16 protein-coding genes and 1 pseudogene are annotated in these 14,003 nt (G+C 66.9%); 13 read left to right on the top strand and 4 right to left on the bottom strand.

Going from position 1 to position 14,003, the window contains the following annotated elements; genetic code table 11:
• Positions 1-18: 18 nt before the first annotated feature.
• The 12 genes and pseudogenes from JHC57_RS16645 to JHC57_RS16590 all read left to right on the top strand — a co-directional run.
• A pseudogene (locus tag JHC57_RS16645) lies at positions 19-351 on the top strand (DUF1428 domain-containing protein); the annotation flags it as partial.
• Complete coding sequence (locus JHC57_RS16640; protein WP_366928549.1) at positions 334-738, top strand: DUF1428 domain-containing protein; 405 nt, start codon at positions 334-336, stop codon at positions 736-738. The pseudogene JHC57_RS16645 and the gene JHC57_RS16640, both read left to right, overlap by 18 nt.
• Positions 739-900: 162 nt before the next feature.
• Positions 901-1,539 carry a glutathione S-transferase family protein gene (locus JHC57_RS16635; protein ID WP_294031358.1) on the top strand — a complete coding sequence of 213 codons (639 nt, stop codon included), beginning with the start codon at positions 901-903 and terminating at the stop codon, positions 1,537-1,539.
• Entirely contained in the window at positions 1,536-2,087 is a 552-nt protein-coding gene (locus JHC57_RS16630) for a hypothetical protein (RefSeq protein WP_294031357.1), read from the top strand. The genes JHC57_RS16635 and JHC57_RS16630 overlap by 4 nt, the downstream gene beginning before the upstream one ends.
• Before the next feature lie 91 nt (positions 2,088-2,178).
• Positions 2,179-2,895 (top strand): DUF899 family protein, encoded by a 717-nt coding sequence (locus JHC57_RS16625; RefSeq protein ID WP_294031355.1) that lies wholly within the window; start codon positions 2,179-2,181, stop codon positions 2,893-2,895.
• 22 nt (positions 2,896-2,917) lie between these two features.
• The gene (locus JHC57_RS16620; RefSeq protein WP_294031353.1) at positions 2,918-3,715 is read left to right on the top strand and encodes a VOC family protein; all 798 of its coding nucleotides are present in this window, start codon (positions 2,918-2,920) and stop codon (positions 3,713-3,715) included.
• 29 nt (positions 3,716-3,744) lie between these two features.
• A complete protein-coding gene (locus JHC57_RS16615) occupies positions 3,745-4,239 on the top strand; it encodes a VOC family protein (protein WP_294031352.1) in 495 nt (164 codons plus the stop codon).
• Positions 4,240-4,262: 23 nt separating this feature from the next.
• Positions 4,263-4,769 (top strand): VOC family protein, encoded by a 507-nt coding sequence (locus JHC57_RS16610; RefSeq protein WP_294031350.1) that lies wholly within the window; start codon positions 4,263-4,265, stop codon positions 4,767-4,769.
• Complete coding sequence (locus JHC57_RS16605) at positions 4,756-5,205, top strand: hypothetical protein (protein WP_294031349.1); 450 nt, start codon at positions 4,756-4,758, stop codon at positions 5,203-5,205. The genes JHC57_RS16610 and JHC57_RS16605 overlap by 14 nt, the downstream gene beginning before the upstream one ends.
• Positions 5,205-5,858 (top strand): glutathione S-transferase family protein, encoded by a 654-nt coding sequence (locus JHC57_RS16600; protein WP_366928548.1) that lies wholly within the window; start codon positions 5,205-5,207, stop codon positions 5,856-5,858. Before JHC57_RS16605 ends, JHC57_RS16600 begins: the two co-directional genes overlap by 1 nt.
• A gap of 78 nt (positions 5,859-5,936) precedes the next feature.
• Positions 5,937-6,719 carry an alpha/beta hydrolase gene (locus JHC57_RS16595; RefSeq protein WP_294031348.1) on the top strand — a complete coding sequence of 261 codons (783 nt, stop codon included), beginning with the start codon at positions 5,937-5,939 and terminating at the stop codon, positions 6,717-6,719.
• 94 nt (positions 6,720-6,813) lie between these two features.
• Positions 6,814-7,164: a hypothetical protein gene (locus JHC57_RS16590; protein WP_294031347.1), complete on the top strand. Its 351-nt coding sequence runs from the start codon at positions 6,814-6,816 to the stop codon at positions 7,162-7,164.
• A gap of 336 nt (positions 7,165-7,500) precedes the next feature.
• On the opposite strand, the gene JHC57_RS16585 is transcribed toward JHC57_RS16590, so the two are convergent.
• The 3 genes from JHC57_RS16585 to JHC57_RS16575 all read right to left on the bottom strand — a co-directional run bounded on the left by JHC57_RS16585 (position 7,501) and on the right by JHC57_RS16575 (position 11,343).
• A complete protein-coding gene (locus JHC57_RS16585) occupies positions 7,501-9,651 on the bottom strand; it encodes a S9 family peptidase (protein ID WP_294031346.1) in 2,151 nt (716 codons plus the stop codon).
• Positions 9,652-9,778: 127 nt separating this feature from the next.
• Positions 9,779-11,050, bottom strand: a complete 1,272-nt coding sequence (locus tag JHC57_RS16580; RefSeq protein ID WP_294031360.1) for a L,D-transpeptidase family protein — start codon at positions 11,048-11,050, stop codon at positions 9,779-9,781.
• A gap of 44 nt (positions 11,051-11,094) precedes the next feature.
• Entirely contained in the window at positions 11,095-11,343 is a 249-nt protein-coding gene (locus JHC57_RS16575; protein ID WP_294031359.1) for a hypothetical protein, read from the bottom strand.
• Between the two features lie 230 nt (positions 11,344-11,573).
• Between JHC57_RS16575 and pip the strand changes: the two genes are divergently transcribed.
• Positions 11,574-12,674, top strand: a complete 1,101-nt coding sequence (gene pip / locus JHC57_RS16570; protein ID WP_294031344.1) for a prolyl aminopeptidase — start codon at positions 11,574-11,576, stop codon at positions 12,672-12,674.
• Here the strand turns inward: pip and JHC57_RS16565 are convergent.
• Positions 12,645-14,003, bottom strand: a 1,359-nt coding sequence (locus tag JHC57_RS16565) for a pitrilysin family protein (protein WP_294031343.1), incomplete at its 5' end; no start/stop codon positions are given. The two genes, pip and JHC57_RS16565, sit on opposite strands and share 30 nt — an antisense overlap.

Raw genomic sequence — 14,003 nt, 5'->3', positions numbered from 1 at the left:
CCCCAAAGGAGAGACAAGATGACCTATGTAGAAGGATTTGTGGTCGCGGTGCCGACCGCCAACAAGGAAGCCTATCGCAAACATGCCGCCGAAGCCGCGCCGCTGTTCAGGGAATTCGGCGTCGCGCGCATGGTCGAATGCTGGGGCGACGATGTTCCCGACGGCAAGGTCAACGATTTCAAGGGCGCGGTGCAGGCGAAGCCCGACGAGACCGTCGTGTTCAGCTGGTTCGAATATCCCGACAGGGCGACGCGCGACGCCGCGAACGCGAAGATGATGAGCGATCCGCGCATGGCGGCGATGGGCGGCGAGATGCCGTTCGACGGCAAGCGCATGATCATCGGCGGCTTCGATTCGATCGTCGACGACCGTGCGGCAGGTTCGACCGCCTATGTCGACGGCTATGTCGTGCCCGTTCCCGACGGCAACAAGGAAGCCTATCGCGCGATGGCGCGGAAGGCGTCCGAAGTGTTCCGCGACCATGGCGCGACGCGCGTAGTCGAAGCGTGGGGCGACGATGTTCCCGACGGCAAGGTCACCGACTATTCCCGCGCCGCGCACAAGAAGGACGGCGAGACCGTCGTCTACAGCTGGGTCGAATGGCCCAGCAAGGAAGCGCGCACGGCCGGTTGGGAAAAGATGATGACCGACGAACGGATGAAGCACGACCCCGCGACCAACCCGTTCGACGGCGCGCGCATGATCTATGGCGGCTTCGCGCCGATCGTCGAGGCCTGAAGGCCAGTTCCTCCCTGTCGCGAAGCGATGGGGAGGTGGCAGCGCGAAGCGCCGACGGAGGGGCTCGGGGCGCGACGTCGCGGCCCCTCCACCATCCGCTTCGCGGACGGTCCCCCTCCCCATCGCTTCGCGACAGGGAGGATCGAGAGAAGGACTGACGAGATGATCAGACTTTACGGAACCCCGCCGACCCGCGCGCTGCGCGCGATATGGCTGCTGGGCGAACTCGACCTTCCTCACGAAATCATCCCGGTCGACATCGGGGCGGGCGAAAATCGGGCCCCCGAATTTCTTGCGCTGAATCCGGCCGCGAAGCTGCCCGTGCTGGTGGACGGCGATCTGGTGATCAGCGAATCCGCCGCCATCCAGCTCTATCTGGCCGACAGATATGGCGACCGCTTCCCGGGCGGGGGGCTGATCCCCGAGACACCCGAAGATCGCGCCCGGATGCATCATTGGCTGTTTTTCCTGATGACCGAGATCGAAGCCCCGCTGTGGCGGATCGCACTGCACAGCTTCCTCTATGCGCCCGAGGAGAAATCGGACGCCGAAATCGCGCTGGCGAAGCGCGACGGGCGGCGGATGATCGCGGTGCTGGAACAGCATATGCAGGGGCGCGACTTCATCGTCGGCGGGCAAGTGACCGTGGCCGATTTCAACGCCGCCTTCACGCTCGACTGGGCGAATGAGGAGGAGTTGCTGGACGACGCCCCCGCGCTCCGCGCCTGGCTGGAATCGATGTACGCGCGCGCGAAGGCGCCGGTGACGATCGCCGAAGCCATGGCCGGGCTGGAAGCATGACCGGCGTCGCAGGCGATAGGAAGCGCATCGCGGCATGCGGGTGCGGCGCGGTGACGCTCGAGCTCAGCGGCAAGCCGATCGTCGCGGCGACCTGTTACTGCCATAGCTGCCAGCAGGCGGGACGGGGTTTCGAGGCACTTCCCGGAGCGCCGGCCGTGGTCGGGGCCGATGGCGGCACGCCCTATGTACTGATGCGCAAGGACCGCCTGACCTGGCTGTCGGGGTCGGACAGGCTGGCCGAACACCGGCTGACGCCCGAATCGCCGACGCGGCGCTTCGTTGCGCGATGCTGCAATTCGCCGGTCGCGCTCGAATTCACCAAGGGGCATTGGCTGAGCGTCTATTCGGAGCGTATCCCCGAGGCCGAACGTCCGGCGGCCGAAATGCGGACGATCGTGGGCGACCGGCCGGACGGCGTCGAGCTGCCCGATGACATTCCCAATTACCGGACGCCGTCGGGCAAGTTCATGTGGCGGCTGCTGACGGCATGGGCGGCGATGGGATTTCGCGCGCCGCCGGTCGAGCGCACGGCGGGATACCGGCCGTGAGCGCGATCGTCGCCAAAGCCGCCCCGCGCGTCGAAAAAGCGAAGCCGCCGCGGCGGCACCCTCTATAAGCAGGTCCAGAAGGAAACAGGCCATGGAACATCTGTCCTTCCCGAACGAGAGCAAAGCCTATCGCGCCGCGCGCGCCGAGCTGCTCGCCGACGAGATCGCGCTGCGCCGCCAGATCGAGGCGGTCGCGGCGAAGCGCCGCGCGCTGCCGCCGGGCGGCGAGGTGCCCGAGGATTACAGCTTCGAATGGATCGGCGCCCATCAGCGCCCCGAACGCGTGAAGATGTCCGGGCTGTTCGCGGGCAAGCCGGATATCATCCTGCAAAGCTTCATGTTCGGGCCCGAGCGCGACAAGCCGTGCAACGGCTGCACCCACATGCTCGACGCGATCGACGGCGCCGCGCGCCATGTCGGGCAGCGGGCGTCCCTTTACGTCGTCGCCAAGTCGCCGATCGCGCGGCTCGAGGCGTGGGCGAAAGACCGCCGCTGGCCGCACCTGGTCTTCCTGTCCGACGTCGACGGGCGTTATTCGGCCGATTATTTCGGCGACACCTCGAAACTCGGCGATGCCAAGCGCGCCGAGCACGGCATGAAGCCGGGCGAAAACTGGGACGAGACGATCTTCAACGTCTTCCGGCGCGACGGCGACACGATCCGCCATTTCTGGGCGAGCGAGATGGCCTATGCGCCCGAGGATCCCGGCCAGCACCACCGCGCGGGCGACCTTGTCGATCCCTTGTGGGGGCTGCTCGACATGACGCGCGGGGGGCGCGGCGACTGGTTTCCGAGTCTGACTTACTGAAACCCAACCGAGGAGAGACACGATGAGCGAAGCATCGAACTTCATCTGGTACGAGCTGATGACCCCCGACCCGGCGGGCGCGGCGCGCTTTTACGGGCCCGTCGTCGGCTGGACGATCGCGTCCGAAGGCGAACCGACCGCGGGCGGCGTCGATTACCGCATGATCGGGCGCAGCGACGGCGGCAATGCCGGCGGCGTGCTCGCGCTGGGCGCCGACATGATCGCCGGCGGCGCGCGGCCGATGTGGATCGGTTATCTGCATGTCGCCGACGTCGATGCGGCGGTCGCGGCGATCGTGGCCGATGGCGGCAGCGTGCAGATGCCCGCGATGGACATTCCGGTCGGGCGCATCGCGATGGTCGCCGACCCGCAGGGCGCGGTCTTCTACGTCATGGACCCCAAGCCCCCCGAGGGCATGGAGGGTATGGAAAGCGACGTGTTCTCGGTGACCGAGGCGCAGCATATGCGCTGGAACGAGCTGGCGACGAGCGATTCCGACGCCGCCATCGCCTTCTACAGGAAGCATTTCGGCTGGGGGCAGGAAGGCGAGATGTCGATGGGCCCGCTCGGCGCATATCGCTTCATCCAGCGCGGCGACGTCGGGCTCGGCGCGGTGATGCCGCTGATGGAAGGCTATCCGGTGCCGGTGTGGAACTTCTATGCCGGCGTCGACGACATCGACCGCGCGCGCGAAGCGGTGGCCGCGAACGGCGGCACGATCACCAGCGAACCGATGGAAATCCCCGGCGGCGAATATGCGATGAACGCGATCGACCCGCAGGGCGCGGCGATCGGCTTCGTCGGGCCGCGCAGGAAATAACCCCCCAGGAAAACACAAGGAGAGCGACGATGACGAAGACCCCGATGACCCTGTGCCTCTGGTACGAAGGCGATGCCGAGGAGGCTGCGGTCTTCTACGCGAAGACCTTTGCCGACAGCGAAGTCGGCGCGACGAACCGCGCCCCCGCCGATTCGCCGGGCGGCAAGGAGGGCGATGTGCAGACGGTCGAGTTCACCCTGCTCGGCACGCCGTGCGTCGGCTTGAACGGTCCGCCGATCTTCAAGCACAGTGAAGCCTTCTCGTTCCAGGTGCACACCGACACGCAGGAGGAGACCGACCGGCTGTGGAACGCGATCGTCGGCAACGGCGGGCAGGAAAGCGTGTGCGGCTGGTGCAAGGACAAATGGGGCATTTCGTGGCAGATCACCCCGCGCGCGCTGCTCGACGCGACGACGGGCAGCGACCGCGCGGCGGCGAAGCGCGCGTTCGAGGCGATGATGACGATGAAGAAGATCGACATCGCCAAGGTCGAAGCCGCGGTGCGCGGCGAAGCGGTGGCCTGAGGCCGCGGACGAGGAGAAAGATCATGAGCAACGGAACCGAGCCGGTGACGATGTGCCTGTGGTACGACAAGGATGCCGAGGCGGCGGCGAAATTCTATGCCGCGACCTTCCCCGACAGCGAATTCATCGCGGCGAACCGGTCGCCGGGCGACTATCCCGACGGCAAGGCGGGCGACGTGCTGACGGTCGAATTCACGGTGATGGGCATCCCCTTCATCGCGATCAACGGCGGCCCGGAGTTCAGGCAGGACGAGGCCTTCTCGATCGTGATCAACACCGACACGCAGGAGGAGACCGACCGTTACTGGAACGCGATCGTCGGCAACGGCGGCGCCGAGAGCATGTGCGGCTGGTGCAAGGACAGATGGGGGGTCAACTGGCAGATCACCCCGCGCGTGCTGACGCGGGCGATGACCCACCCCGACCGCGCCGCCGCGAAGCGCGCGATGGACGCGATGATGGGCATGAAAAAGATCGACATCGCGGCGATAGAAGCCGCGCTGAAAGGCGAAGCCGTTGGCGCGTCGTAGCCCGGCGCTCTTCGCCTGGCTCCTCTGCGGCACGCTCGACATCTGCTACGCAGCGGTGTGGAGCGTGTTCGCGGGGAGCGACCCCGGCAAGATGCTTCGCGGCGTCGCCAAGGGGCCTTTCGGCGACGGTGCCGGCGAGTGGGGCCTCGGCGGCGCGCTCGCGGGGCTCGCGACGCACTATGCGATCATGGCGGCGATGATCGTCGTCTGGTTCGCTGCGGTCCGCCGCATGCCCGCGCTCCGCGAGCCCTGGTGGCTGAACGGAACCATCTATGGCTTCGGCCTTTATCTGGTGATGAATGCGATCGTCCTGCCGCTGCGCTTCGGCGCGCCCTTCCCGCCGCCCGACCTCGTCAAGGGCGCAGTGGCGCTGTTTCCGCACATCTTCTTCATCGGGCTGCCCCTCGCGTGGCTGACCCGCAAGGACCCTGTCTGATGCTGATCTGTTACGGCCATCCCTTCTCCTCCTACACCTGGAAGGTGCTGATCGCGCTTTACGAGAAGGGGATCGAATTCGATTATCGCTCGGTCGATCCGGCCTTCCCCGACCATATGCCCGAGCTGAGGGCGCACTGGCCGGTCGGGCAGTTCCCGCTGCTCGTCCACGATGGCGTCCCGTATTTCGAATCGTCGATCATCATCGAATATCTCGACCATCTGGTGCCCGAACCGCGCCTGATCCCGGAGGATTTCGACGCGGCGCTCAAGGTCCGGCTGTTCGACCGCATCTTTGATCATCATGTGATGGGCCGGATGCAGGCGGTCGTCGCCGACGCGATCCGCGGGCCCGACAATCATGTGCCGCTGATCGTCGAACAATCGAAGGCCGCGCTCGAGACCGTCTATGGCTGGCTCGACAAGGAACTGGCGGGCGGCGGCTGGGCGACGCCCCATGGCTTCACGCTGGCGGATTGCGCGGCGGCGCCGTCGCTCTTCTATGCCGACTGGGTCCATCAGATCCCCGAGACATACGAGAATCTCCGCGCCTATCGCGCGCGGCTGCTGGCGCATCCGACCATTTCACGCTGCGTCGAGGAAGCGCGGCCCTATCGCGCCTATTTTCCGCTCGGCGCGCCCGACCGCGACTAGCGTCCCGAAACGGGGTTAACGGGCCGCTGACGCTGCCCGTTTGCCAATTGATCATCGCGCGTGCGCGAAGGCGGACCCATGGTTTCGCCGTCGGCCTTTCTCCGCACGCTGATCGTCGCCGCTCTCGCCGCGGTGCTGGCGTTCGCGCCGGCCCACGCACAGCAGGTCGTGACGATCACCACGACGACGGTCACATGGACTTACGCCGACGACGGTGACGACGCCGACCATGAATATATCGACGAGGACGCCGCGCTGCTAGATGACGAGGCGCTCGCCGAGGATGCCGAATTCGCCGCGACGCGGCGCTATGCGCCCGCCGCGACGCTCGCGACGCTCGGCCACGCGAAAGCAAGGTTCGGTCCCTTTTCGGTGATCGACGCGGCGACGGTGCGCATGGCGGGCGACGTCACCTCGGCAACGCCGCGCCAGTTCGCGGCGATGCTGGCGGCTTTTCCCGGGCTCAAGCGGCTCGAGATGGTCGATTGTCCCGGGAGCCTCGACGAGGAAGCCAATCTGGTCCTCGCCCGCGCGATCCGCCGTCAGGGCATGGAGACCATCGTCCCGGCGGGCGGGTCGATCCGGTCGGGCGCGGTCGAGCTGTGGCTCGCCGGCGTCACCCGCCGCGCCGCGCCCGATGCAGAGTTCGGCGTCCATAGCTGGGCCGACGAATATGGCCGCGAGGCGAACGACTATCCGGCGAACGACCCGGTTCATGCCGAATATCTGGGCTATTATCGCGAAATGGGGATGGATGCCGCGAAGGCGCGCGCCTTTTACGCGCTGACCAACAGCACCCCGTTCGACGATGTCCGCTATCTGACGCGCGGCGATATGGCGCGCTTCGTCGCGCTCGACTGAATATCGCAGTCGCGGCGTTCGGGAGGGCCGCTTCCGACCGGTTGTGGTCATTGGATAAGCCGCTAATCTCGCCGAGATGGAACACGCTTCACTCGTGGCCTTTTTGGAAGGCAGGCTCACGCCAGAACAATTTGATGAAGAGGTCGCCGAAGAAGTCAGGGCATGTAAACTTGCATGCCGTCGGACTGGTGAGGGGCGCGTTTCGATTACCCCGGGGCCGGACACTGCGGTCACACGCGCGCATGCGCGGCGACTGCTCGAAGCTCTTGCCGGCCAACGCCTTAGCCTCGAGATTGCAAACTACGCTGCCACCTGTATCATTTTTGGTGACTTTGAATTCGCTGACGATGTTGTGAACGAGGCAATTTGGTTGGTCGAGATGGCTGACCTCGACCCGCTGATGTCTGATGAACTACAAACGGCGATTGAGCGGCTTACTACTTAACGTCCGCTTCCCACCCCTATCAGTCGCTGCCGATCTGGACGGAATGGCCGCTAACGACCGGTAGTTGCCGTCGGCTCGTCATGAGATTCGCGCAGAGGACGCAGAGAGCACAGAGAGTTTTACGCCTATTCTCTGTGTGCTCTGCGTCCTCTGCGCGAAACATTGATGGGGTTGGTTCTTGATCGGTTGTCGTCACCTTTACCCTCGTCACCCCGGACTTGATCCGGGGTCCATGACGACGGCACCGCTATGGATCCCGGATCAAGTCCGGGATGACGAATAGGGGCGAAAGAACCGCCACTCACCACCCCAAAACCGACGTGGCGAGTGGTCGGCCTATTTCCCGGCCGTTTCCCCCGCCGGCCGCGTCCAGCCCTTCCTGTACTTCTCGAACCAGGCGAGGATCGCCGAGGCCTTGGCGGCCGACTGCGACGGGCGCGCGGCGATGCTGCCGTGGCTGGCGCCCGGAACCTTGATCAGCGCGGTGGGGACGCCGCGGAGGCGGAGCGCGGTATAATATTGCTCGGACTCGCTGACGGGGGTGCGATAATCCTCGGCGCCGACGATGACGAGCGTCGGGGTTTCGACATTGCCGACGAGCGACAGCGGCGAGCGCGCCCAGAAGAGTTCGGGCTTTTCCCACGGCTCGGCGCCGAGCCAATAGGGACCGAAGAAGCCGGGGCCGTCGGCGGTGAGCGCCTGCGTCGTCCAGTTGATCACCGGCTTTTGCGTGACCGCCGCCTTGAAGCGATTGGTCTTGCCGACGATCCAGCTCGTCAGCACGCCGCCGCCCGAGCCGCCGGTAACGAAGAGCGCATCGGGATCGGCGACGCCGAGTTCGATCGCGCGGTCGACGATCGAGATGAGGTCGAAATAATCATTGCCCGGATAGGCCTTGTCGATCTCGTTCGCGAAGGCCGCGCCATAGCTGGTCGATCCGCGCGGGTTCGCCGAAAGCACGGCATAGCCGCCGGCGGCGTAAAGCTGATTGTCGGTCGAGAAATGGCCGCCATAGGCCGAGAAGGGACCACCGTGGATTTCGAGAATCAGCGGCACGCGCTGGCCGTCGCGGTAGCCCGGAGGCAGGGTCAGCCAGCCCTCGATCGTCTTGCCGTCGTGGCTGGATTGGGCGGTGATCTTGCGGACCTCGCCGAGCGATTTCACTTCGCGAAGCGAGCGGTTGAGGTCGGTGAGGATGCGCGCGGTGCCACCGCGATTGAGCTGAACCTCCGCCGGCCGGATCGCGGTGCCGCCGGTGAAGGCGATCGCGCCGCCGTCCGACACGGTGAAGCTGCCGCCCGTATAGGGACGGTCGAGCCCGCCGCCGGAAAGGCCGGTCGCCACCGTGCGCACCGCCCCGTCGAGGCCGATGCGCGCGACCTTGGTCTCGCCATGATCGTCATATTGCGCGTAGACCGACTTGCCGTCGGCGCCCCACTGGATCGCGTCGATCCCATAGTCCCAATTGCCCGTCAGGCTGCGCTTGCCCGATCCGTCGCGGTTCATGACGTAGAGCCGGGTATTTTCATAGGCGCGCAATTTGTCGTCGAAGCCGAGATACGCGATCTTGCCGCCGTCGGGCGAGACGAGCGGATTGGTGTCGGGGCCGTTGCGGTCGGTGAGCGCGGTGACCGCGCCGCTCGTCACGTCGAGTGCGTGAATTTCGCTCTCGACCGGATCCTTTTCCCAATCGGGTTTGCGGTTCGCGCTGAAATAGAGCGTGCGGCCATCGCGCGACCAGCTCAGGGGGCCGCCGTCGTGATAGGGGCCGAAGGTGAGCTGGCGCGGCGAGCCACCCGTCGCGGGCACGACGAAGATTTTCTCGAACCCCGGTTCGAGATAGCCCTCGCCGTCGGCGCGATAGGTCAGGAGGTCGCGGACCTCGAGCGGATCGGCCCATTTGGCGCCCTCGGGCTTGTTCCTGGGCGCCGAGCCGAAGCTGGGACCGTCGTCCTTGACGAGCATCGTGTAGGCGATCGAACGGCCGTCGGGCGACCAGGCGAGGCTCGACGGGCTGGTGGGGAGGCCGGTGAGGCGAACCGCCTCGCCGCTGTTCATCCAGCGCACCCAGAGCTGCGCGCTGCCGCCCTCGGTCGAGGCGAAGGCGAGACGCTTGCCGTCGGGCGACCAGCGCGGCGCGAAGGCCCCGCCGCTGCGTCCGGCGACCGGGGTTTCCTCTCCGGTCGCGGTATCGATCAGCCAGATCGAGCTGACCGCGCGATCGGTCATGATATCGTTCGACCGACGGACATAGGCGATGTGGCGGCCGTCGGGGCTGATCTGCGGGTCGGAGGCGATCGACAGATCGAAGAGATCGGCGCCGGTCAGACGGCGTTCGGGGCCCAGTCGCGCGCTGCCGGCGGCGGAGGCGGACATCGGGGCGGCGGTTGCGGTTTCGGCGGCGGGGGCCTCCTGACCTTCCTGCGCGAGGCTGAATTGCGGGATGAGCGCGAGAAGGCTCGCGCCGAGAAGTGCCAGTTTGCGCATGGAATGCTGCCCCTTTTCGGTTGTTCCGGCCTGCCCCGATCCCACCGTCGGCCAGCCGCGTGCACGGGGTCGCAAACTATCGCGATTCCTTCAACCCAAAATCCGGTAACCGCACCGGGTCCCGACCCTAGCTATCGCGGCCGTAGACGTCGTCGCGGAAGGCGATGCCGCGGTCGGTGGCGATGGCGGTGATATAGGTGAGATAGACGGGCACCTCGACCGGCAGCGCCACCGCCTGTTCGGGGGTCTTCGACTTGGTCGCGATCGAGCGATGGAGCAGCCACTGACCGAGCGCCCCTGCATTTTCGAGGCGGATGCAGCCGTTCGAGAAATGGCGGTCGGGCTTTTTGAGCAACGCGCGCTCGGGGGTGTCGTGGAGGTAGATGCCCTCGTCGTTCGGGAAGAGGAATTTGACCTTGCCCATCGAATTGGCGCCGCCGGGAAGTTCGCGCAGGCGCAGCACCTCGCTGCCCGATGCGACCGCGGGCCAGTCGATTTCGGACTGGGCGAGCTTGCGCGGGTTCGGGCCCCAGTCGGAGAGCGCCTCCATGCGCAGCGAGGCGAGGCTGCGTCCCGCGAGGACCTTGGGCGCGATGCTTTTCTGCGCGAGATAGTCGGGGACGTTCCAATAGGGGTTGAGGATCGCCCATTGCAGCTTGCCCGCAAGCATCGGGGTCTGCGTCTCGGGCGCGCCGACGACGACCTTCATCGCACCCGCGCGCTTGCCCGAGCCATAATACCAGAGCTGCCCCGACGAGGCGTCGACGACGATATGATGCGTATAGGGCCCGGGGAGGATGCGCGCGCGGTCGAGGTTGAGGCGGAGGCGCGCCATCGCCTGTTTTGACGCGCCCTGCGCCAGCGCACGGCCCATCAGGGCGCGAAGGCGGACATAATGTTCGCTCATCCAACCCATGTTTTTCATATATCCGCCGAAATCCTTGGGAAAGGCGGCGGCGCGCAGCACGGTTTCGGCGCCGGCCCTTTTCGGGCGCAGCGACTTGTCGGCATAGTCCATCTTCGCCTTGCCCGGGCGCCGCATGTCCTGGACATAGCGCGCGAAGGACGTCGAAAGCGCGACGTCGGCGCGCGCGAGCGCCTGCGGGTCGCCGCCGCGGGCGCGGGCGATCAGCGCTTCGAGCCTGTCGAGGTCATAGGAAGAGGATTTGAGATCGTCGCGCGAAGCGGTCGAGAGATAGCCGAGCAGGGTTGCAGCCTCCGGCCCCACCTTGCCGGCGCGAACCCATAGCGGCCTGTAGGCGCGCGCGGCATAGAAGCGTTTGACGTCGCCGCCCGCCTCTTCACGGATCGCGCCGGCAAGTGGTGCGGAGGCGCCGGCGGTCGCCGGCGCGGCGACGGCGGGCGGCGCGAGCGCCGCACCAAGCGCCGATAATGTCAGGAAAAGGGGAGCGCAGCGACGCCGCGCCCCCCGGAGACACGTGTTCAGCCGCGTTCTCCCAGCCGCGTCGGAGCGGGCGGCGGGGCCGGAGGCGGCGGCGCGTAGTTCGGATGATAGATGCCGTCGGCGGTGTAATAGCCGTCGATGATGCCGTCGCCGTCGCGGTCGGCGGCGACGCTGCCCGGGACCGCGCCCGGCGGCGGCGGGGGTGCGGCGGCGACTTCTTCCTGCTGCGAACAGGCGGAGAGCGCCAGTGCGCCAAGCGTGGCGAGCAAGACGGGTTGGATACGCATAGACCACTCCTTTTCGAAGCCCATGGAAATCACGTTCCATGCGCGAGTGCCCAACCCCGGGATTCGAGCCATGCGCAGCTTTGACGAAGCGTCATCCGTCCCGCGATCAGGGGTGGCTTTTGAACGATGGCCTGCGCCATAAGTTCCCGGCGATCCGCGACGCGCCGGCGACGGCGGCGCCGTCGTTTGGGCCGGGTGGCGGCCGGATCATGGACAAGGATGCAAGGGCTATGGATTTTTCGCGGTTGCAGGCTTCGAGCAAGATTGGCGACGACTGGGTCTATCCGCAGCCGCCCTGCCTCAATTTCGGCTGGCTCGAGGTCGACCGCGACCCGGCGCATCGCATTTACTGGGAGGAATATGGCAATCCCGACGGCGAGCCCGTGATGTTCCTCCACGGCGGCCCCGGCGGCGCCTGCGCGCCCGCGATGGCGCGCTTCTTCGATCCCGGACGCTATCGCGTGATCCTGTTCGACCAGCGCGGCTGCGGGAAGAGCGAGCCCAATGTCGCCTCGGCAGGGCCCGCCGTTGCCCTGAGCAAAAACACCACCGACGACCTGATCGGCGATATCGAAAAATTGCGCGAGAGGCTGGAAATCGGGGGGCCGATGCACGTGTTCGGCGGCAGCTGGGGCAGCACGCTGGCGATGGCCTATGCGGTCGCGCATCCGGCGCATTGCGCGAGCCTGATCCTGCGCGGCATCTTCCTCGGCGCCTCGGAGGATCTGCTCTATCTCTATCAGGGCAATGCCGCGACGTGGGGGGCCGACCCCTACGGGCTGACCGAACCCGGCGCCTATATGAAATATCCGGAGGAATGGGCGGCGCTGTTGTCGGTGCTGACCCCCGAAGAGCGCGGCGACGTGATGAAGTCGTACAAGGCGATCTTCGACATGGTGCCTTCGAACGATGCCGAAAAGGAACGGCAGCTCGAGGCCGCGCTGACCTGGTCGCTGTGGGAGGGCGTCATCTCGAACATGATTCCCGAGACCGCCGACACGGGCAAGTTCGGCGAGGCCGATTTCGCACTCTGCTTCGCACAGATCGAGGCGCATTATTTCGCGAACGAGCTGTTCCTGCCGGCGGGGCATTTCTTCAGGCATATCGCGACGCTCGCGTCGATCCCCGTGCATATCGTCCACGGCCGCTTCGACGAGGTGTGCCCGCTGACGCAGGCGTCGCGGCTCGTCGCGGCGCTGCGCGACGCGGGCGGCGAACCCGCGACCTATGTCGTCACCAACGCCGGGCACAGCGCGATGGAGCGCGAGAATGCCCTCGCGCTCACCGCGATCATGGACGGACTACCGCGCCTCGGCACCGAGGGTCGGTGACTCGAGGTCGAGCTTGCTCGCCGGGATGACGACGAGATCGGGCCGCAGCACACGCAGCTTGTCGATGAACTTCGCCGAATCGCCGACGACGACCAGCGAGGCGTTTTCCGGGGTGACGCTCTTCGCCGCGATCGCATTCGCGGCCTCGGGCGTCACCGCGCCGAGCCGCGCGGCATAATCGAGCGCGTCGGCGGGCTGGAGCCCCTGCAGGATCAGCCCCGAGACGATCGCGCCGACGCCGCCGCCGGTTTCGAACTGGCGACCATAGGCGCCCTCGAGAAAGGCGCGGCGTTTCGCGAGCGCGTCGGGCGTGATCGGCTCGGCGCCGAGCCGCCTGAACTCGTTCAGGAAGATTTCGGCGACCTCGGTCGCGCTTTCGTTCTTCGTCTGCGCGCTCGCGCTGAGCAGCGCGGTGTCGGCACGCGCGGGCATGCTGCTGTACGCGCCGTAGCTCAGCGCGCGCTTGCTGCGCACTTCGGTGAAGAGGCGGCCGTTCGATCCGACCCCGAGCACCGAATTGGCGAGGAGGAGCGAGGGGTAGTCGGCGCTGGAGCGGCTGACCCCGCGCACTGCGGCGAGTACCGCGGCCTGCCCCGCGCCGGGAAGGTCGACGACGATCGTGCGCGGCGGCAGGGCTGCGCCCGCGCGCGACTTCGGAACCACCGGTGCGGGACCTTCCGCTTTCCAGTCGCCGAACAGGCGCTCCGCGAGCGCGCTGCCGGCGGCGGGATCGATCCCGCCGGTGACGACGACCGACATGTTCGCGGGATGCCACCAGGCGCGGCGGTAGGCGACAAGATCGTCGCGGCCGATCGCGGCGAGGCTCTTCACCGTGCCGCCGCTCTGCCCGCCATAGGGTGCGGCGCCGTACAGGAGCGGCTGCGCGACCATTGCGGCGATCGCGCCGGGGTTGTTGAGCGCGACGCGCAGCCCGTCGGTCATGCGCTTGCGTTCGAGGTCGAACTCGGCCTGCGGGTAGTTCGCGCCCCGGATGATGTCGGCGAGGATCGTGCCGACCGCGTCGAGGTTCGCCGCGGGCGCGGTGACCGAAAAGATGCTGCCGTCGGGGCTGGCGCCCGCATTGATCGTCGCACCGAGACTTTCGAGCGCGGCGGCGATATCCTCGGCCGAGCGCGTTGCCGTGCCCTTGGCGGCAAGGTCGGCGGCCATGGTGGCGACACCCGCGCGGCCCTCGGGATCGGTCGACGATCCGCCGCCGATCACGACGCTCAGGGTCGCGAGCGGTACCGTACCGGTCTTGACCGCGACGGTACGGATGCCGTTGGCGAGGCGGCTTTCGGCGATCTTCGGCGGGGTGACGGCCGGGGC

Origin of the sequence: Sphingopyxis sp. (assembly GCF_016463645.1) — a bacterium.
Classification (GTDB): domain Bacteria; phylum Pseudomonadota; class Alphaproteobacteria; order Sphingomonadales; family Sphingomonadaceae; genus Sphingopyxis.
This window is presented reverse-complemented; position numbering and strand designations above follow the sequence as displayed.

Bases quoted from the DNA above. Each gene is read 5' to 3' on its own strand.
- JHC57_RS16595 (WP_294031348.1), top strand. From the start codon at position 5,937: ATGGTTTCGCCGTCGGCCTTTCTCCGCACGCTGATCGTCGCCGCTCTC.
- JHC57_RS16600 (WP_366928548.1), top strand. From the start codon at position 5,205: ATGCTGATCTGTTACGGCCATCCCTTCTCCTCCTACACCTGGAAGGTG.
- pip (WP_294031344.1), top strand. From the start codon at position 11,574: ATGGATTTTTCGCGGTTGCAGGCTTCGAGCAAGATTGGCGACGACTGG.
- JHC57_RS16575 (WP_294031359.1), bottom strand. From the start codon at position 11,343: ATGCGTATCCAACCCGTCTTGCTCGCCACGCTTGGCGCACTGGCGCTC.
- JHC57_RS16620 (WP_294031353.1), top strand. From the start codon at position 2,918: ATGAGCGAAGCATCGAACTTCATCTGGTACGAGCTGATGACCCCCGAC.
- JHC57_RS16610 (WP_294031350.1), top strand. From the start codon at position 4,263: ATGAGCAACGGAACCGAGCCGGTGACGATGTGCCTGTGGTACGACAAG.
- JHC57_RS16630 (WP_294031357.1), top strand. From the start codon at position 1,536: ATGACCGGCGTCGCAGGCGATAGGAAGCGCATCGCGGCATGCGGGTGC.
- JHC57_RS16640 (WP_366928549.1), top strand. From the start codon at position 334: ATGATCATCGGCGGCTTCGATTCGATCGTCGACGACCGTGCGGCAGGT.
- JHC57_RS16635 (WP_294031358.1), top strand. From the start codon at position 901: ATGATCAGACTTTACGGAACCCCGCCGACCCGCGCGCTGCGCGCGATA.
- JHC57_RS16625 (WP_294031355.1), top strand. From the start codon at position 2,179: ATGGAACATCTGTCCTTCCCGAACGAGAGCAAAGCCTATCGCGCCGCG.
- JHC57_RS16585 (WP_294031346.1), bottom strand. From the start codon at position 9,651: ATGCGCAAACTGGCACTTCTCGGCGCGAGCCTTCTCGCGCTCATCCCG.
- JHC57_RS16615 (WP_294031352.1), top strand. From the start codon at position 3,745: ATGACGAAGACCCCGATGACCCTGTGCCTCTGGTACGAAGGCGATGCC.